The organism is Streptomyces rimosus subsp. rimosus (genome assembly GCF_000720725.1).
In the GTDB taxonomy this organism is placed as follows: domain Bacteria; phylum Actinomycetota; class Actinomycetes; order Streptomycetales; family Streptomycetaceae; genus Streptomyces; species Streptomyces rimosus_A.
Genome location: NZ_JOCQ01000085.1, coordinates 18,068 through 36,579 on the forward strand (window position 1 = coordinate 18,068; position 18,512 = coordinate 36,579).

Consider the following 18,512-nt stretch of genomic DNA (forward strand, 5'->3'; position numbering starts at 1 on the left):
AAGCGGCGGGACGGCGGTGCGGGGGAAGGAAAAGGGACCAATATCCCGCAATGCCATCAACCCTCCTTGACGAGCCGTTCGGATCCGTCATTAGACTCTTGACGCCGGTGCAGCACACGCGGTTGCTGTACCACCGAGTTCACCGGGGGCAGAAGACATGAGCGGTATGAGCGGCGCGGACAATGATCGGCAGATCCAGGACGAGGATCTGATGGACGTGGCCCAGGATCGCGAGCAGGCGCACCGGCTGCGCAAGGCCCTGCAGACACTGGCCACCAACCCCAATGTCGGCGGAAAGCTCCAGGAGATGGCGCAGGAGGTGCTCTCCGGGCGCATCGGCATGAAGGACGCCATCCAGTCCGAGGACTACATGGGCGCGATCGGCGACCGCATGAACGAAATGCGGCGGGCGGCCGAGAACCAGACCCAGGCCGAGCGGGAGGCGTCCCGCGAGCAGTTCGCGAAGTGGCAGAAGGAGCAGGAGGAGCGCGAGGACCAGGAGCGCGCCGAGCGCGACGGTCCCTCGGGCGCCATCGTCACGGGGCCGCGGCGGGGCGGCCGGGGCGGCGCCGGCCACCGTAACTGACCGGCGTCTCCCGGCTGTTCACGGCCGGGCACGGACCCTTCAGACCCGTTCACGGCGGACCGTACGCCGTGAACGGGATTCTTCCCGGGTACGGGCTTTCGGCACCTTCGACGGCTTCGGCCCCGATGCACACCTGGTTCTCCCGCTCGTCCACGCCCGGCCGACGATCGATCGTATTCGCCGGTATCCGATCGGCCCTGAACGGTACTTGCCGGTTCGCATCGTGATCTCGACCGGTATTGCTATCGTGCGCGGTCGCGTGCCGGAGAAGCGCACGCGGGAGAGAGCGGAGCAAAATGCCACAAATTCGGGTGCTCAGTAAGGGCGCGCGGATCACGGCGGGCGCCTTGTGCCTGCTTTTCCTTCTGCACACCCTGTACTGGCTGGGACACGATCTCGTATCGACCGGTCCCGGCCTGCTGTGGGATTTGTGGACCGGCGGCGCTTCGGTGGTCGGCGATGGTTCTCCGGGTTCCGGTGGCCTTCCGGACGGCGCCTATCCGGTCACGACTCCGTACGAGGTGGGGCTCGCCATGGTGCAAGGTGCCGCCGTGGTCACCGCGTTCGCCGGGAGGCGGGTGGCCGGCGGCCTGCTGGCAGTGGCGACCGTACTGACGTTCTCCCTGCGCGTACAGGCCATCGTCAGCACCGGAACCCACACCTCGGACAACCGCTGGTTCATCGGCCTGGAGGGCTACAGCAACGACCCGACCCTCAAGGCGGTCTTCCTCTCCTCGGGCGCGCTGGTACCACTGACGCTCATCGCGGCCGTCGTCCTGCTGGCCGGTATGCGCGACTGGCCGCGGCCCGGCACGGACGCCGGTACGCCCCCGTCGCGTCCCGCCGCGCCGGCAGGCCCCGTGTCCGCGATCGCGCTGGGCGTGTCCGCGCTGCTCTGGGTGGTCTGGATCTGCTACGTCATGGTGCAGGCCCTCGGCAGTGGCTACGGGATCCCGCTGGGCGCCATGTTCACCGGCCGTGGCCTGCTCGTCGGCATGCTGGCACTGGCGCCCGGCTGGGCCTGGGCGACCTTCCTGCCGCTGACCGCGGTCGCCGCACTTCTGGCCGCGACCCGCCGGGTCTCCGCGCGCGGCTTCGCCGTCGGGATGGCGCTGGTGCTGCTGCCGGCCGCCTTGCTGAACCTGTGCGCGTACCTCCGTACCGGGACGCTCTTCGAGTTCGGTGACTTCGCGCCGTTCGGCGCGCTACTGAGCCGGGCGCAGATGCTGGTGCACCTCGCCGGTTCGATCGCGGTGCTCGCGCTGATGGGGCGGCGCGGGGAGCCGGTCCAGCCGGGGATGCCCGGGATGGCGGGGCCGGGTCTGCCGGGCTTCGCGGTGCCCGGGGCGCCGGGGTTCGTGGGCGCTCCCGCGTACGGGAATCCTGGCGGGCCGGTGCATGGCGGGCCAATGCCCGGTGGGCCGGTGCATGGCGGGCCGGCGCACGGTGCGACGGGGCCGGGCGGGTACGGCGGGTATCAGCAGCCTCCGGTCGGTCCGGCGCCGGGCGGCTACCCCGGGCCCGCAGGGCCTTCGCCTGTAGGCCCTCCGCCCGCAAGCCCTCCTCCGGCAAGCCCTCCTCCGGCACCCGGCGGGTACCCGCCGCCGCAGGGCGGTTTCGGTCCGCCGCCCACGGGCTGACCTGGGGCTCCGCGGGCCTCGGCGGCGGTGTCGGTGCCGGATCGTAGGATCGGCCCGAGTCGGAGAACCGGGGAACCGGGAATCCGGGAAGCCGAGAACGGGGGCGCGGGAAGCACGGGACACGCAGGCGGCTGGAGCGGCGCGGGAAGCACGAACCGCGCGGGCGGCAGACGCGGTGCGGGCAGCGGGCAGCGGGCAGCGGGACAGCACGATCGACGAAGATCGGTACAGCAGGCCGGTACAGCAGGACGACCGGCAGGCACACACGGTGACCCACGACGGTAAAGGGCGAAGGATCCATGGGGGACGAGGAATTCATGAACGCCTCGGACAACGCCTCGGACGAGGAGCACGGCGGCGCGGTGGGGTATCCGCCCCACCCGTACATCGGCGGCCGTACCGCCGTGTTGCGCGCGCTCGCCGCATGGCGCATGCAGTGGCCCGGCGCGCCCCGCGTCGTCATGCTCACGGGGAGCCCCGGCAGCGGCCGTTCGCGCGTCGTGACCGGCTTCCTCATGCTGTGCGACCCGGAGTACCGCAAGCAGCTGCCGGTGGACGACCTGGACCCGACGATCGTGCCGCCGGACCTGCCCGCGCCCGCCGTGCCGGATCCCCGTGGGCTGACCGCCGACCAGTTCCTGTGGACCATCGCCGACCACTACGGCCTGAGCGCCGGCCGCACCGCGGACATCGTTCCCGAACTCGCCGCCGCCCCGGATCCGGTGACGGTCGTCGTCCCGGACGTCGACCGGGCCGGTCCGGTGCGTGCCGCCGACGAACCCGCCCGTCTGGTACGGGACGTGCTCAAACCGCTCGCGGCGGCCGGGACGGTCCAGCTGCTCGCCGACGTGCCGCGGGAGCTGGCCGCCGAGGTGATCGAGTCGCTGCCGGCCGGGCAGGGCCAGGTCATCGACCTGGACGAACCGCGCTGGGCCGACCCGGCAGGGCTGGTCCTCCAGGTGGAGACGTCGCTCGACCCGAGGTTCGGGGCCCCGGCACTGCCGTGCACCGAAGATCCCGGCGCGCGCCGGGCGCTCGCCGAGGCTGTCGCGGGGCGCGCCGGAGACAGCCGGCTGACCGCGCAGCTCGTCGTGCAGTGCATCCTCATGCGGCCCGAGGGCTTCGACCCGGCCGACACCTCGCTGCTGCCGGGCAATGCGGGCGAGGCGCTGGACTGGCACGCGCGGCGGCTGGGCGCCGACCCGCAGACGCTGCGGCTGATGCTGGCGCCACCGGCGCTCGCCGAAGGGGACGGGCTGCCCATCGAGCTGTGGGGCGCCCTGGCGAACGCCGTCGCCGGGCGCGACATGAGCCGTGAGATCGCGGACGGGATGCTGCTGGCAGGGCCGTTCGTGGAGCCGGTGAAGGTGCCGGTGAAGGAGCCCGTGCAGGTGCCGGTGCAGGGCGCGTCTGCGGAGCAGGACGGCGAAGCCACCGACAGCCGCATGCTGCTGCGCCTCGTCCACCCCGGTGTCGCCGATGCCGTACGGGCCGGTCTGGCCGACGTACGCGACGCGCAGACCCGTATCGCGATGGCGCTGTTGGAGGCCGTGCCGCAGCAGGACTGGTCCCGCGCCGACCCGTACGTCCGTAACCATCTCGCCGCGCACACCCTGGCCGCCGGCCTGCTGCCGCAACTCCTCACCGACCCGGCCCTGTTCGCGCACGCCGACCCGGTGACGCTGCGGACGGCGGTCGAGGCCGTGCCGTACGACGCCCTGGGCGCCCCGGCCCGTACGTACCTGCGCACGGCCCCGCTCCTCACCCGCTCCCAGGCGCCCGTCGGCATGCGCGCCGCGCTCTTGGAAACCGCCTTCGTCGAAGACGGCCTCGGTCCGTATGCCGACGCGCTGCACGCGCTCGACCTGGACCTGCCGTGGCGCACGCTGTGGAGCGTGCCGCTGCCCGGGGTCACCGGCGTCACGGTCGGCAGCCTGCCGCAAGCTCCGGCCGACGGGACGGCGGCGGATCCGGGCCCCGCGGACGGCGGCCAGGAGAACAGTGCGAGCAGCGGGGCTAGTGCGGCGGCCTCTGCCGCGCTGCCGGTCGCTGTCGTTCTCGTCCCCGAGGACACCCCTGGCTCACGCGCGGTCCCAGCCGACGACGCGGGAGCGGGCGGCTCCGCCGTACTGGTCCACCAGTTGCTGAGCCCCGGATACGTGGACGCCGACCCGGCGCTGGTCCTGCGCCCCTCGGAGGACGTAAGGGCCGCGTCGCCGCTCGCGCTGAGCCGGGGCGTCGACTACCTCCGGGTGTGGGACCGGCAGCGTAAGACGGTGGTGGCGGCCCTGATCAGCGACACTCCCTTCACGGGGGCCGACCTGTCGCCCGACGGCGTGCTCGTCGTCGCCACGGCGCGCGGCGTGAAGGCGCTGCGGATACCGCTGCCGGATCCGGTACCGCTGCCCGAACCGGCAGGGGGCACCTCCGTAACGGACGGCCCGGCCACGGACACAACGCCGGCCACCATCGCCCCCACTGTCCCCACTGCCTCCACCGCTCCCTCCGACCCCGTCCACCCAGCCGACACCCCCGCCGGCCCACACGGCCGCGAAGGAGACCGCTCGTGATCACCCAGGCGCAGGCCCAGGCCACCGCCGACCGATGGCTCAACCCCGAGGGGTACCAAGGCCCGCCGCGCCAGGTCGGCATGCAGGAGTTCGACCTCGGCTGGGTGGTGTGGGCCGTCCCGCCACCGCCCGAGGTCGATCCGGTGACCGGTCAGCGCCGGCCGCCGGCCGAGGTGGGCAACGCCTGCGGTGTCGTCGACCGGTCCAGTGGCGAGCTGACGGTCTGGCCGTCCGTGCCGGTCGACGAGGTCGTACGGATGTACCAGCAGAAACACGGCGCGGGCGGCGCCCCCTCCCCGGCCCCCGCCGAGCCACCGGTCACCGGCCCCGGCAACACCGCCGTCGCCACGTACCGCGACCCGGCGAGCGGCGAGGAGACCAACCTGGTGCGGGTGTCCGGCCCCGGCCTGCCGCCCGCCGAGTACCAACTCGCGGACGAGCTGCGGCGCATCGGCGTACGCGGCGAGGACGTGAGCGCCGTCCACACCGACCTGCGCCCGGCGCTGCTCCCCGGTGGCTATACGGGCGACTTCGTCTTCCGCGCCTTCCCGAACGCCCGGTTCTCCTGCACGGAGGGCTACGGCATGGCGCCCGAGCAGCGCGCCGAAGGCATCGCCGGGCTGCTCCGGCACGTCGAGATGATGCACCAGCTCGCCGGACAGCAGCCGCCGCCACGCCCGCACCGGCTGCCGGTCCCGTCGCCCGACAGCGTGCCGCGCGCCGAGCCCGTACGGGACGTGGCGCTCGGCAAGCAACTCGCCGAGGTCTTCGGCCCGCAGGGCGTACTGCGTCCGGACGCCGACGACATCGCGGGCACCCGGCTGCCCGAGGCCGCCAAGAAGACGCTGACCTGGGCCGGCCTTCCCGTGGCGGTGCCGTACTTCTTCACCGCCGACCAGCCGGACCGGGCGCCGGCCGGCGGCCTGCTCACGGACGCGGCGACGCATCTGCGCGCGATCGGCACCGAGGCCTCCGAGGACACGCTCGGGAACCTGGCGGGCCACGTCCGCATCGGCACGGACGGCAGCTATGTGATCACCGTCCAGTGCACGGCGCCGGAGGACAGCCAGGCGCTGATCGGAGCCGTGTGGGCGGTCCAGCCGTCCTCGGGCGGCGGCCGGTTCGTCAACGCCTCCCTCGCGGCGTTCCTGCGGTCGCTGACCCTGCTGACGACCACCCGGCAGCAGATGCGCGGCATGGACCCGCACGCGGCGGGAGCGGCGGTCGCCGCCTTCCAGGAGCAGCTGGTCGCGATCGACGCATGGTCCCTGGACAGCGACAAGAACTGGTGGTCCCTGATCGTCGAGCAGATGTGGCACGGCCTGTTCTGACCGTTCGCGACCTGCCCTGACCGCTTTCGATCACCGTCGACCGGAACACGACTTGTGCGTTCCGGTCGGCGGTCGATCGCTCAGGGGAGCAGCAGCCAGTCCGCGGCGAGGGCCGCCGCCAGCCCGACGCCCAGCAGCCAGGTGCCCAGCCGCGTACGTCCGTTCCGGCTCAGCTCGATCACGACTCCGCACAGGATCAGCGCGGCCCCGTACACCCCCACGACCAGGACCGATGTGCGGCTCGCGAGACGGATCACGAGCACGGTCGCCATCGCCGCCATCAGCACGGAGGCCAGGACGATGCGCACCCGCCGGGCCTGACGGGGCGTCAGCTTTCCGAGGCGGCCGGGCAGGGGCTGTTCATCGGCGGGTGCGGGTGCGTCCATGAGCGGGAATGGTACGGGACGGCTGTTCGGCTCCTTGGGGCGTCCTGTACGGGGTGGTTGTCCGAGGCCGTGGCGCCTCCCGTACGGGATGGCTGTCCCACGCCATAGCGCCCCCATACGGGATGGTTGTCCGGCCTCGCAGCACCTCCCGTGCAGCACGCCTCGCCCGCACGGAACACCCCGCACCGCTACGTGAAGAAGAGCACCGCCCCGGACAGCACCGCGCCGATCAGCCCCGCGGCCATCAGCCCCACCATCAGGGTCCGCAGCACCCCGGCCCCGACCGAGCGCCACGCGTCGTCGAAGGACGGGGCGCCCCGGAAGCGGTAGCCGGTCACGGTGCACAGCACGCCGAGGACGAGGACGACCAGGCCGCCGCACAGGCACAGCACCCCGTTGGCGAGCCGGTTCCAGCTGTGCTGCACATAGCTGGAGCGGCCGACCTGGCGGACCTCGATCAGGTCGCCCTCCTTGAACTTGTGCCAGGAGTCGACACTGGCGTTCAGGTCCTTGGTCCGGCCGTCGTCCGACCGGAACGTGCCGTAGCACTGGATGTCGCGCGTACGGTTCCCGGAGTGCTGCTTGTTCGCGTAGTGGTAGTCGGTGGCGCACGCCTCCACCGTGATCTTGCCGGGGCTGCCGTCCACCCACACCGAGTACGGGCCCACGTAGACACCGACCGCGATCAACAGGAGTCCGGCCAGGAGAACACCGACACCGATCAGCCGCCCCAGACCACGCTTCACCCCGTCCCGCACACCCGGCACATCGCTCCCACTGGACGCAGGGGACGCGCCTGACCTGGTGTGTTCCGACTGTGCTGCCATGGTCAGCGATCCTTTCCAGGGGCGTGCGGAGGAGCGGGACGAGCGAGGCGCGCACCGGCATGCGGAACATGCCGACGCGTGCCGGGTGTACGGGCTTCTGCGACGTGCCCGAGCCTACGGCCCGTACGCACCCGCCCGGTCGGCCAGGCGGCCCGCAGCGTCACCCGTAATGCTGCAAAAAGAGAAAGACGGCTGCACCAAGGATGCCCATCCCGGCGACGGACAGCAGCAGCGGGCGCAGCACAAGCCCACCTGGCAGCCCGTCCCAGCTGTCCGCGAACGACCGTCCCCAGCGCGCGCCGAAGCCGGTCAACAGGCAGAACGCACCCGCCGCGAGCATCGGCAGCGCGACCGCCACCCCGGCGAGGCCGCCCCATGCCTGCTTCCACCCGGCGACGACGTACATCGCACCGTCCCCGGTCCGGACAGGGACCCGGGTACCCGGCGGGTACACCGCGTCGGGGTGGAAGGTACCGAACGGATTGACACGGCCGGTACTGCCGGTGCTACCCGTGCTGCCGGTACTGCCTGTGCCGCCCGTGCCGCCCGTGCCGCCCGTGCCGCCCGTGCCGCCCGTGCCGCCGCCACTATCCTCGTCCCTGCCGGGGCGGAAGGCACCGGTGCAGCTGATCGTCTTGCCTGCGTGGCGGCCACTGCCGGCGGCCGGGTAGCGCTCGTGGCACTCCTCAACCGTGTACGTGCCGTGAACCCCCGTGAATCCGGCGGCGAGGGCCGCCTCCTTGGCCGAGATCACCCCGACCATCACCCCCAGTACCAGGAGGACGAGCCCGACGGCACGCCCCAGCACGTAGCGGGCGACATCACGGCGGCTGGCCACCGCCGCCGGCACCCGGCGCAGCGCCCCGATCGACGCGAGCGACCCGATCGACGCGAGCGGCCCGATCGACGCGAGCGGCCCGCGGTGATCCGTCGTGGACCGCATCAGACGATCCCGTCCACGAGCAACGCGGCCCCGGCACCGAGGGCGGCCGGTCCGCCGACCCCGGCCAGGACACAGCGGACCACCGCTCCACCCGGCACACGACGCCAAGCCTCCCGGAATCCCGGACCGCGACGACTGCCGAATCCGGTCAGCAGACAGAACAGACCCGCCACGACCGCGCACACCGCGACACAGACGATCGCCAGGCTCCGCCAGATCCACTGCTCGTCGATCATGACGAACCTGTAGTCCGTCTTCTGGACCGCCAGTTCCGTGCCCGGCTCGAACTTGGCCGGGGTCTCCACCGTCGCGTCCTCGACGGCCGCGCCGCCCCGTTCGGCGCGGAAGGTACCGGTGCAGGTGTCGACGGGCCGCGCGTGCCGGTGCCGGGACGAGCCGGCGCGCTCGAACTGCGTGCGGCACTCCCGGACGGTCAGCGTGCCGGCGTCGCCCTTGTGCCCGTTGGAATAACCCATGCCTGCAGCGGTCATCCCGCCGAAGAACAACCCGGCGAGAACGAGGCCGGCACCGATGACCCTGCCCGCGGAGGAGCGCCATCGGGCCGGGGAGCGCGTACGTATGAAGGGCTGCGTTGGCATGGAGGGACCGAGTTGCTGTGGAGGACAGTTCATCTGCCCGGAACGGTTGGCGGCTGCTCGGTGCTCGTACGGCCGGGAGCCACGTCACCGGACGACGGCGGCCGGAGCCGTACGCCCGGCGAGGCGTACGGCGGTCGCCTGCGCGCCCCGTGCTCGGTGCTCCGTGCCCCGTGGCCCCGTGCGCCGTGCGCCGTGCGCCGTGCGCCGAGGAACACAACCGCTTGACCGGGCAGGTACCGAAACTTAACCACCTCTTTCCCCGTCCGCACCACTCCCCACCGGCCCCGCATTCCGAGGAGCCACCACACTCCACCCCGGGCAATCCCCCAATTTTCGACCCGTATTCGAGCGAATTCACCGCGCCCCGGCTCCCAACCGCTCACCACCAGCGCCCCGTTGCCCCCACTTTCGTCACCGCTGTCCCTTGGCGAAGGCCCGCCGTCAACCCGGCGACTCCCCCATTGGGCCGCCTTGACATGCCTCCGTTAAGAGCACATAAAGTGGCCACGCTGGACGTGTCGAGAGTGAAACGCGCCAAGCACGAATGACAGGGCAATGACGGGGGCCGTGATGGCGGACAAGGCATTCGACGTAGATCCCGACGTGCTGCGCACACAGGGCCACGCGTTCGTGAACATCGGCACGGAGTTCGGCAAGGCCGCCAAGAAGCTGAAGGACGACCTGGAGGGCCTCGGAAAGCCCTGGGAGGACGCGGACTTCGGCGCCGCCTTCGACACCATCTACACACCGATCCGCGACGGCATGTTCGAATCCATGGATTCACTGGGCGAACGCCTCGAAGACATCGGCGACAAACTCCAGGGCATGGCCCGTACGTACACGGCGTCCGACGAACAGGGCGTACACGTCGTCAGCTCGGTTCAGCGTCCCGCCATCTAAGGCACGCGGTCGCGACGCTACGGGGCGCAGCCGGCGGAACCGTCGGCGCCGTCAGGGAGGCCACGCGCCTCACGCGCGTACGAGCGAGGCTCGGGCCGCGGGCAGTCCCCACCCGACGGACCTCGGCCGACCACTGCCCCCCATACGGCGCCTGCACGGCCAACCGCCCCCGGCGCCCGCCCCGGCCTCTCTCCCAAAAGCCCACTCCACGCCCTGATCAGCACCAACACCAAGATCGCGAACGACTCTCCAGCCGCACACGGCTGCTACCGCACGGGGGACGATCACTGTGTCACTGACACTGCCGAGCGAGGTTGCCTGGGTCCTCGGACTCCTCGGGTACGACTGGCCGGAGGCCGACGAGGACGCACTCTTCAAGTGCGCGGAGACCTGGCGCACCTTCGCCGCCCAGGTCGAGCAGTCGTCCTCGCAGGGCACGTCGGCAGCAAATGAGGTGGTCGCGGCCAATACGGGCGAAGCGGTCGAGGGATTCAGCAAGGAATGGGGCGCTTTCTCCGGCAGCTCCGGTTCCGACCACTATCTGCGCGACGCCCAGCTCGCCGCCGAAGTCATCGCCCTGGCCTTCGACGCGGCGGCCATCGCCGTACTCACCGGCAAGATCGCGATCATCGCGCAGCTCGTCATGCTCGCCGTGGAACTCATCGCCGCACAGGCCGCCGCCCCGTTCACGTTCGGCCTTTCCGAAGCCGGCGCGGCGGGCGCCACACAGCTCACCCGGATCGCCGTCCGCGAAATCCTGAACAAGATCAAACAAGAGGTCGTCCAGGCCGCCACCAAGGCCATGGAACACGCGACGATGGACGCCATCAAGAAGATGGCGAAGAAGGCCGTGTCCAAGGAAGCCCGGCAGCTGGCGATGGACTACGCGAAGAAGACGGTCAAGGACACGGTCAAGGAGACCGTCAAGGACAAGGTCGTCGAAGAGGGCAAGGCGAAGGCCACCGAAGCCGCCACGGAAATGGGGCAGAACATCGCCCAGCAGGGCATCGAGAACCATTTCGGCGCCCGCGACGGCATGGACTGGGGCGAAACCGCCGACATCGGCAAGGAAAAGGCTGGCGAATACGTCGACGGCCTCAAGGAAGGCGCCCAGAGCCTGGCCGACCCCCAGACGTACGTCGACCACGCCAAGGAAGACCTCACCAACCGCGGTCTGGACGCAGCCCAGAAACACGTCGACAACCGAACCGGCGGCGCCGCCACCCGCCATCAGGACGTCACGGACGGGGCGAAGGATTCTGTGCGAGCTGTGTTTGGGTGAGGAGCTCGGGGGGTGGGGGTTGAGGCGGGAGTTGGCGTTGGGACTGGTCCAGGGGCTGAGAACGGCCGGTCGGGAGCAAACGGTCAGTCGGCATCTCGGGCCGGATGGGCCGGCCTGCGGGGGCGCCGCCGCGATTTTTTGACCGCCATCAGCGATTCGTACAGACCGAGCGCTGACCGTAGGGGCCTGAACGGAACCTCTTCGCTCTTCGCCCTCCGTCCTGAGCTCTTCGCCCCGTCCGTGCTGCTGATGCGTTCTTCCCCCGCATGGCAGCCGGGCTCAAGCAGCCGAGATCGCGGGCACCACGGCGCGCCTCCACGAGCCCTACCCCCGGCCTCCCGCCAACCGGGCGCGAGTTGGTCAGGCGGCCAGGCCACCACTGGTCACGCCCCACCGCTACTCGCCGCACCGACTCCCCACCATCAGCCGAAGACAGCACGCACGTCCTCAGCAACACCACCTCCCGCACCCCCGCCCGCTCCACCCTCTCCACTCCTGTGCGCCTCTCCCCGCTCCCCCGCCCCTTCGACGCTCCCGGCACCTCCTGCTCCTCCGTCTCCTTCCCCCCTCCCCCGCCGAAGACCTTCCCTCGCCTTCGCCGCCAAGGCGTTGCTCCCCGCCTCCGTCGCCCCGTCGACAAGCCGGTCCCGATGCGTCCCGGGATCGAGAAGGTCGGCCAAGCCGCCCTCCCTCTCCCCTGGACCACTCGGTGCTCCGACGACGTATTCACCGGGCTTGAACACCCCACCCTCGACCGCACCGAACTGCTTCCCGAATTCCTTCTTCGCGCCGTCCAGCGTGTCCCCCAGGTCCACGCCGGCACGCGCACCGAAGTGGCTTTCGACACCTTGCTGGACGATGTCCTGCCCGGCTCCGGTCACGATGTCCGTGGCCTTCTCCTTGGCAGGGTCGACAACCACGTCCCTGACAAGCTTCTTCGCGTAATCCGCCACGAAGTCCTTCGCTTGCTTCTTCACGAACTCCGAGGCGATCTCCTTCACCCCCTTCTCGGCGGCCTCCGCCATCGCCTTGGTGATCGCCTCGACGACCTCCCGCTTCAGCTTGTCCAAGAGCCGTCGCACAATGAGACGGGTGGCCTGAGTCACCCCCAACGCACCCACCTCGGACAGCCCGAGCGTGAACGGAGCGGCAGCCTGCGCCGAGATGAGTTCGACGGCCAGCACGACAAGCTGCACAATCACCTCGGCCTTGGCCGCGAAAACCGCAGCCGCCGCCACCTCGAATGCAGCCCCGATCACATGGGCCGCGGCCTGCGCATCGGGAAGGCAAGAACCCGGCCCGTCGGAAAAGCCCTCCCAAGTCTCCGAGAAGCGGCTCACCGCCTCACCAGAGTTGGCGGACACGACCTCTCGTGCGACCGATCCACCCCGCACGTCGGTCCGCCCGGCCTGAGCCGCGAACTCCAACCAGGCCCGCCCGCACTCCATGAGCTTGTCCTCGTCCGCTTCGGGCCAGGAGTACCCGAGCAGATCGAGCACCCACACGACCTCACTCGGCAGCGTCAGCGCCACTGGCCACCACCGCTACGGACGCGCACCACCATCACAACCCCCAAGGCGACGAGTGCGAACGCGACACCTGCCCGACAAGCTCTATCCCACCCCTCTCCGCAGCCTCATACGCCCTCGCCATTTCCTGCAATTTCTCCCCCGCCCCCTCCAACCGCTTTCCAAGCGACTCCATGGACTTGAACATGCCGTCCCGGACCGGCTCATAAATCATCGCGAACGTCTCGGCGAATTCGGCACCACTCCACGGCTCCCCCAGCCCCTCCAGGGTCGCCTGCAACCGCTTACAGGCATTCCCGAACTCCGCTCCGATCTCATGGAACTCGCGCCCCTGACGCCGAAGCCCGTCCAAGTCAACATCGAACGCGCAAGCATCACCCATCAAGATCCCCCACTCGAACAATCAAGCAACACTGATCAGCGAACACCACGACCGCCAACTCCTGAAAGTGCCGCGAGCCTTCCACTCCCCCACCCCCGCTGCAAACGCCGCCCCACCACCCCACTCACACAACCCGAAGAAACCTTTATCGCCCGCCCCCAGGGGCTACGAACACAAACTACTGCCCACCCCTCGCCTCAACCCGAACACTCCCTCCCCACTTCCCCTCACCAACCGATCCCCACCTCAGCAAAAACCCAACAGCAACAGAACAAACACCGGCAAAAACCCGCCACCACTCATACGAGCGAACAATCAACACATCACTGACGGCACACACCGCCGTGTCGCTCCTCCCCACCCAAACACGCAAAAAAGGGGCCCGCTTCAGACTGCGGGCCCCTTCTTGTTGCCGTCTCTCACTGCGACTACTGCCCCGGAGGCTGGTACGGACCGGGCTGGTGCGGCGGGTAGCCGATGCTTCCACCGGAATCGCCGTAACCATCAGGGCCACCACCACGACCACCTCAAGGCTGATGATCACGGAAGGCGAAACCCCGGCACCGCTGCCCCCAGTCGCCTTCTGCTCGCGTCAGACCTGGCCGGCCTTGGCCACAGCACCGACGGCGAGAATGCCCGCGCCGATGCGGCGCCGATAACCAGCGCTCCTGACGGCCGCCGTTCCGAAAGCACAAGGCCCGCAGCCGAGAGGACTGCGGGCCATGTACCGCGTACGTCGCATCGCGCGCTAAGCGCGAGCGTTGAGCAGCTACTGCGGCGGCGGGGGCTGCTGCGGCGGGTACGACGGGTACGCGCCAGGAGGGCCCGCCTGCTGCTGATAGGCGTTCGGCGGGTAGGGCGCTCCTCCGGGCCCCCCCGGGCCGCCCCAGCCACCGGGGCCGCCGGGCGGCGGGCCGTTACGACGGTTCTTCTGACGGCTGACGACTACCGCGATGATGATGACAACGATGAACAGGACACCCGCGGCAATACCGATGAGGACACCCATGCTCATGCCGTCGTCCTTCTTGACACCGGCTTGCTGGTTGCTGCCGCCTGCGGCATTCGCTCCGTCAGCCCCTGCGGATGACTGCGCTTCCGGGGCCTTCAACGGGCCATTCTTGGGTCCGGCAGGGATGTTTCGCGTCAAAGCCCCCAGGGGGCGGATGAAGCCGTAACCGTAATGCGGATCGGGAAGTTGCGTGCCTTCGAGACTCGGAGCCATACCGGCGGTCTTCACCAACCGATTGGCGATCTGTCCGGCAGTGAGGTCGGGGAATTTCGAACGCAGGAGGGCTGCGGCGGCGGAGACGTACGCTGTGGCGTCGGAAGTTCCCGATGCCTGCTGATAGGGCTCGGTAGCAGCCGCAGACCTGATATGAACCCCAGGAGCCGTAAGCAGAAGCCCCTTGCCATAGTTGGATTTCTGCCAGATTTTTCCCGCCTGGTCCACGGCCCCCACTGTGATTACCCCTGGCGCTTCAGCCAGTGGCCCAAGTTCATTCTTCCCATCGTTACCTGCACCCGCGACGAGAAGAACATCTTTTTGGGCAGCATATGCCAGTGCACGCTGCACAGATTCCGAGATAAAAGGGGGATGGAGCGACAGGTTAATCACGGAAGCTCCGTGATCGACGGCGTAACGCACCGCCTCACCCAAGCTCTCGATGTTACCAAATTCAGGTACTGCCAACGGAAGGATCTTGGCGTCGGGCGCCATGCCCTTGACTCCGTCCGAGTTGCCGGCGCCGTGTCCGTGCCCTGCGATGATCGCGGCCATGCTAGTGCCGTGATCGCTCACACTTTCGTGGTCAGCGGTACCGCCCTTGACGAAGTCCTTCCCGGGAAGAATATTTCCTTGCAGATCAGGATGATCACCCTTTACGGCGTCATCAATCACGGCGACAGTAACGCCCTTACCCGTTGACTGTTTCCACACTTGCTCCGCTCCGAATGACTCCAGAGGCCATTGGGCGTCTCTATGCTCATCTGCCGAGGCCACCGACGCGGTGCCGAAGAGCAAAGCTCCCGTCACTACCACGCCGCCCACCGCACGGAGCGCTCGTGCGAAGCTCATGCCGTAACAACACCTTTCAGTGACGTGACGGGGCCCGCAGCCCGAAGACCGCGGGCCCCATCATGTTCCGCCGGCTACCTGGTCCCGGCTGGGAAGACCCTACTCAATGACCCTGGGGGCCACGTTACGTTGCGTCGTCCAGGTCTCCTCATCCTCTACGAGGTAGTCAGGACGCTGCCCGTTGTTCTGGTCCTTGTCCTTGCCCTTCGCGCCATGTGCACCCGGCGCTCCCCCCACCGGGCGCCGCCCTTCCTTTGCGCCCTGCTGCGTGCCGCCCCGGCTGCGGTGCAAACCCGAACCGCCCTGAGCTCCGGCTCCGGACTTCTTGCCGGCGCCGCCCACGACCCCGCCCTTCTGGCGGGCGAGGGGACCACCGCGACCGGCTGCTCCCTTACCTCCGGCGCCACGCCCCGCAGCACCGGCCGCACCGCCCATGCCCGGCATGCCACCGGCTCGGCCGGTACCGCGCGCGCCGGCTCCGGTTCCGGCACCGCCCCTGGCCGCACCGCCGCCCTTGGTCGCGCCGCCACCGGTCCCACCGATGCCGCCGATCATTCCGGGCGCCCCACCAGACGGGCCGCTTCCACCGACGGAACCCAGGCTTCCGCCTCCGCCGGGAAGCCCACCGCCTCCCAACCCGCCACCGCCGAGGCCGGTTCCGCCTCCTGGCCCCAGGCCGCCCTTGCCGCCACCGAGGCCATCAAGCCCCGTTCCGATATTCGGCACGGGCTTCGGCGCGGGCGTCGGCGAGGTTCCGATACCGCCGTTGATTCCCTTAGGCCGAGGTGGTTCCAACGGCGTCGGAGTCTGGTACCCCCCACCCTTGAGCCCGGGGATTTTGGCGCCGCCAGTACCCGGCTTCGGCGCAGACGGCGTGGGGCCGAAGCCGCCGATGCCTGGCAGCGGGCCGCCTCCCGTTCCCGGATCAGGGTGCTCGATCTTTTCCTTGTTCTCGACGCGGGGAATTCCTCCGAGCGACGAGCTACCCACCCGGTAAACCGTCGCCAGCTGCTCCATGTAGTGAGCAGCTTCCAGCTCCCGCTCCCTGTCGATCGACAGGTTGCCGCGGTTCGCGTTCATGGCGTCGTAAATGCTCGTCTTCGGGTTTCCGAGAGCTTTGTTCAGCCCGGAGTCGTCACGGCCGTCACCCGCTCCCATCAACTTTGCGACGCCGCCGGCGACGAGTGATCCACCCGGAACGATCGATCCGATAGCACCCGCCTTTCCGGTGTCCGAGTGCGCCAAGTCGTTGAGCCGGTCGGCCTTCTGCTCCAGCCACGAGGGCTTCTGAACAGCCTCTACCGCTGCCTTGACCGTTCGGAGGCGATCGCTGATCTGCTCCATGATGTGCCCCGTGTTGTGCGGGTACGGAGCACAGGCCGCGAAGTTGTCGCTGATCGTCTGTGCGGCCTTGGCGAACGCGTCGGCACTCGCACCGTGCCAGGACTGGAGGACCTTGGTGACGGCGTCGTCAAACTGCTTCTTGATGCCGCTGTTCCAGTCCTCGCCGACCAGCGAGACCCGGACCTTCTTCCAGCCGTCGGCGACCTCGGCGACCGTCTCCGGACTGGCGTTCTGCACCATCTGCTTCAGCGCGTCAAGCCGCTTCTCGGTGAACTGGGGGCGGCTTGCCCCGATTTCGCTCGGTGCCTCCCTGTTGTCACCGGACGAAGCCTGCTTGCCGTCCGTCTCGTAGCCCTTCGGCGCCTTGATCTCCGCCGGCTTGAAGCCGGAGCCGTCTGCGGCCATCTGCCGTCCCCCAATTCCTCTTTCAACGTTTTTCGTGTGCCACTGTTACAACTACTGCATTTTGACCTTGTTCTCAGCTTCAGCATCCTGATACGCACCCCTGGTCTTGTGCGACTTCTCGCCGAACTGATTAACCAGGGCTTCGATCAGGTCGACCAGGCCCTCGATGGAAGTCTTCATCTTGTCGTGCGCCATGTAGAGCTGCGGCGCCTCCTTGAACCCCTCACCCAACGCACCCTTGGGCAAATACGTGCTGTTCTTCGTGTGATTCTTAGGAGTACCCATCTCCTTGATCACGTGGTTCAACTCCTTGACCACCTGATCCAACGCGTCCAAATCGACGCCATACTCTTGATTCCTGCCCATGATCAGGCCTCCCCGTGTGTTCCGGTTCCGGTCTTTCGGCGCCAGTCGCGGAGGGCGACGGAGGTGCCGACGACCGCGGCGACGGCCAGTGCGCCGCCGCCGATGATGTAGATGGCGATGCGGGTCTGCCGTTCCTCGGGGCTTTCGCCGATGGTGAGGACGGCAGGCTGGATGTTGGCGCCGGTGCCGGCCGGGTTGGAGTTGGTGTCCGGCTTGGGTTCGGCGGTGGGCTTGGTGGCGTCGTTCAGGGCCGCTACCGGGTCCACGACGCCCCAGCCGATGTTGTGGTCACGGTCCTTGCGGACGCGTTCGGCGGTCTTCTCCAGGTGCCAGATGACCTCGCGCGGCTTCCACTCCTGGTGCTGGGCCTTGTTGCGGCCGATGAGGAGGGCCGCGGCGCCGGCCGCGTAGGGGGCGGCGAAGCTGGTGCCCTGGTCGACGCAGTTGCCGCCCTTGGGGACGGTGGAGACCATGTCCACGCCGGGGGCGGCGATGTCGACGAAGGAACCGGCCTGCGAGAAGGGTGCGCGCTCGTTGTTGCGGTCGGATGCCGCGACCGCCATGACGTTGCTGTTCGGGAACGCGGCGGGGTACATCTCCTTCTCGGCGCCGTCCGCGCCGCCGTTGCCCGCCGAGGCGACGATCAGGACGCCCGCCTGCTCGGCCTTGTCGACCGCCTGCCGGAGGGTCGGGAGGAACTTCGGGTCGGCCGCCGTGCCCTGGGAGATGTTGATGATGTCGACGCCCGCCTTGACGGCGGCGTCTATGGCCTTGGCGAGGTTTTCGGCGGTGCCGCCCTTCTCCTTGTCCGTCTGCTGGAGCGGGAGGATCTGCGCGCCGGGCGCGATGCCGTAGAAACCCGAGTCGGCTGCCGGCTGGGCGGCGATGATGCCTGCGACCTTGGTTCCGTGGCCGACCTGGTCGTCGGTGGCCTTGCCGCCCGTGAAGCTCTGCCCGTCGGAGGCCAGGGCCGGCTTCACCTGCTTGTTGCCGGCGTCGACACCCGTGTCGATGACGGCGACCTTGACCCCTTTGCCGTTTCCGTACGCCCACATCTGCTTGGTGAGGAGTCGCTGGAGCGACCACGGGGTCTCTTTGATGTTGTCGGCACCGAAGTTGCACTGCCCGTTGTTCAGCGGCACGTTCGTGTCCGCGAGAGCCGGGGCGGCGGTGGTCGCGGTCAGGCCGACGGCGCAGACCGCACCGGCCAGGGCCACCGCCGCTCGACGGCGGTGGGCGGCTCGGTGGCCTTTGACGCGAGATCCCACGGGTTGTCTGCTCTCCATGTGTGGCGGATTCGGTGGGGGTCCGGAGGAGGAAATCGGGAGGGGGTGAAGGTGGGGGG

At 69.3% G+C, this 18,512-nt stretch carries 16 protein-coding genes; 6 read left to right on the forward strand and 10 right to left on the reverse strand.

Annotation, left to right across the window (positions count from 1 at the left end):
* The first annotated feature begins 157 nt into the window (after positions 1 to 157).
* The 4 genes from IH45_RS0132140 to IH45_RS0132155 all read left to right on the forward strand — a co-directional run bounded on the left by IH45_RS0132140 (position 158) and on the right by IH45_RS0132155 (position 6,127).
* Positions 158 to 586, forward strand: coding sequence for a hypothetical protein (locus tag IH45_RS0132140; protein ID WP_234440757.1), 429 nt, complete (start codon positions 158 to 160; stop codon positions 584 to 586).
* A gap of 296 nt (positions 587 to 882) precedes the next feature.
* Complete coding sequence (locus IH45_RS1000000149010) at positions 883 to 2,226, forward strand: hypothetical protein (RefSeq protein WP_030676657.1); 1,344 nt, start codon at positions 883 to 885, stop codon at positions 2,224 to 2,226.
* Between the two features lie 299 nt (positions 2,227 to 2,525).
* On the forward strand, positions 2,526 to 4,796 hold the full coding sequence (locus IH45_RS0132150; RefSeq protein WP_030676660.1) for a hypothetical protein: 2,271 nt from the start codon (positions 2,526 to 2,528) through the stop codon (positions 4,794 to 4,796).
* A complete protein-coding gene (locus IH45_RS0132155; RefSeq protein WP_030676663.1) occupies positions 4,793 to 6,127 on the forward strand; it encodes an SUKH-4 family immunity protein in 1,335 nt (444 codons plus the stop codon). The genes IH45_RS0132150 and IH45_RS0132155 overlap by 4 nt, the downstream gene beginning before the upstream one ends.
* Before the next feature lie 80 nt (positions 6,128 to 6,207).
* On the opposite strand, the gene IH45_RS0132160 is transcribed toward IH45_RS0132155, so the two are convergent.
* From IH45_RS0132160 to IH45_RS1000000148235, 4 genes are all read right to left on the reverse strand, one after another.
* Positions 6,208 to 6,513, reverse strand: a complete 306-nt coding sequence (locus IH45_RS0132160; RefSeq protein WP_030676666.1) for a hypothetical protein — start codon at positions 6,511 to 6,513, stop codon at positions 6,208 to 6,210.
* A 188-nt stretch (positions 6,514 to 6,701) separates the two neighbouring features.
* On the reverse strand, positions 6,702 to 7,259 hold the full coding sequence (locus IH45_RS0132165) for a hypothetical protein (protein ID WP_158813332.1): 558 nt from the start codon (positions 7,257 to 7,259) through the stop codon (positions 6,702 to 6,704).
* Positions 7,260 to 7,500: 241 nt separating this feature from the next.
* Positions 7,501 to 8,283: a hypothetical protein gene (locus IH45_RS0132170; RefSeq protein WP_030676671.1), complete on the reverse strand. Its 783-nt coding sequence runs from the start codon at positions 8,281 to 8,283 to the stop codon at positions 7,501 to 7,503.
* The gene (locus IH45_RS1000000148235) at positions 8,283 to 8,759 is read right to left on the reverse strand and encodes a hypothetical protein (protein ID WP_030676674.1); all 477 of its coding nucleotides are present in this window, start codon (positions 8,757 to 8,759) and stop codon (positions 8,283 to 8,285) included. Before IH45_RS1000000148235 ends, IH45_RS0132170 begins: the two co-directional genes overlap by 1 nt.
* Before the next feature lie 693 nt (positions 8,760 to 9,452).
* Here IH45_RS1000000148235 and IH45_RS0132180 point away from each other — a divergent pair.
* Entirely contained in the window at positions 9,453 to 9,782 is a 330-nt protein-coding gene (locus tag IH45_RS0132180) for a WXG100 family type VII secretion target (protein WP_032918726.1), read from the forward strand.
* Between the two features lie 289 nt (positions 9,783 to 10,071).
* The gene (locus IH45_RS0132185) at positions 10,072 to 11,064 is read left to right on the forward strand and encodes a WXG100-like domain-containing protein (RefSeq protein WP_030676680.1); all 993 of its coding nucleotides are present in this window, start codon (positions 10,072 to 10,074) and stop codon (positions 11,062 to 11,064) included.
* 422 nt (positions 11,065 to 11,486) lie between these two features.
* Here IH45_RS0132185 and IH45_RS0132190 read toward each other — a convergent pair whose 3' ends face one another.
* The 6 genes from IH45_RS0132190 to mycP all read right to left on the reverse strand — a co-directional run bounded on the left by IH45_RS0132190 (position 11,487) and on the right by mycP (position 18,435).
* Entirely contained in the window at positions 11,487 to 12,596 is a 1,110-nt protein-coding gene (locus tag IH45_RS0132190; RefSeq protein WP_050515329.1) for a WXG100-like domain-containing protein, read from the reverse strand.
* Between the two features lie 31 nt (positions 12,597 to 12,627).
* Positions 12,628 to 12,996: a WXG100 family type VII secretion target gene (locus IH45_RS0132195; protein ID WP_234440758.1), complete on the reverse strand. Its 369-nt coding sequence runs from the start codon at positions 12,994 to 12,996 to the stop codon at positions 12,628 to 12,630.
* Positions 12,997 to 13,744: 748 nt separating this feature from the next.
* Positions 13,745 to 15,052 carry a S8 family serine peptidase gene (locus IH45_RS1000000147120; protein ID WP_078897877.1) on the reverse strand — a complete coding sequence of 436 codons (1,308 nt, stop codon included), beginning with the start codon at positions 15,050 to 15,052 and terminating at the stop codon, positions 13,745 to 13,747.
* Between the two features lie 99 nt (positions 15,053 to 15,151).
* Positions 15,152 to 16,801 (reverse strand): hypothetical protein, encoded by a 1,650-nt coding sequence (locus IH45_RS1000000148240; RefSeq protein ID WP_050515330.1) that lies wholly within the window; start codon positions 16,799 to 16,801, stop codon positions 15,152 to 15,154.
* 51 nt (positions 16,802 to 16,852) lie between these two features.
* Positions 16,853 to 17,167: a hypothetical protein gene (locus tag IH45_RS0132210; RefSeq protein WP_030676697.1), complete on the reverse strand. Its 315-nt coding sequence runs from the start codon at positions 17,165 to 17,167 to the stop codon at positions 16,853 to 16,855.
* A gap of 2 nt (positions 17,168 to 17,169) precedes the next feature.
* Positions 17,170 to 18,435: a type VII secretion-associated serine protease mycosin gene (gene mycP / locus IH45_RS0132215; protein WP_030676700.1), complete on the reverse strand. Its 1,266-nt coding sequence runs from the start codon at positions 18,433 to 18,435 to the stop codon at positions 17,170 to 17,172.
* Between the last annotated feature and the right edge of the window lie 77 nt (positions 18,436 to 18,512).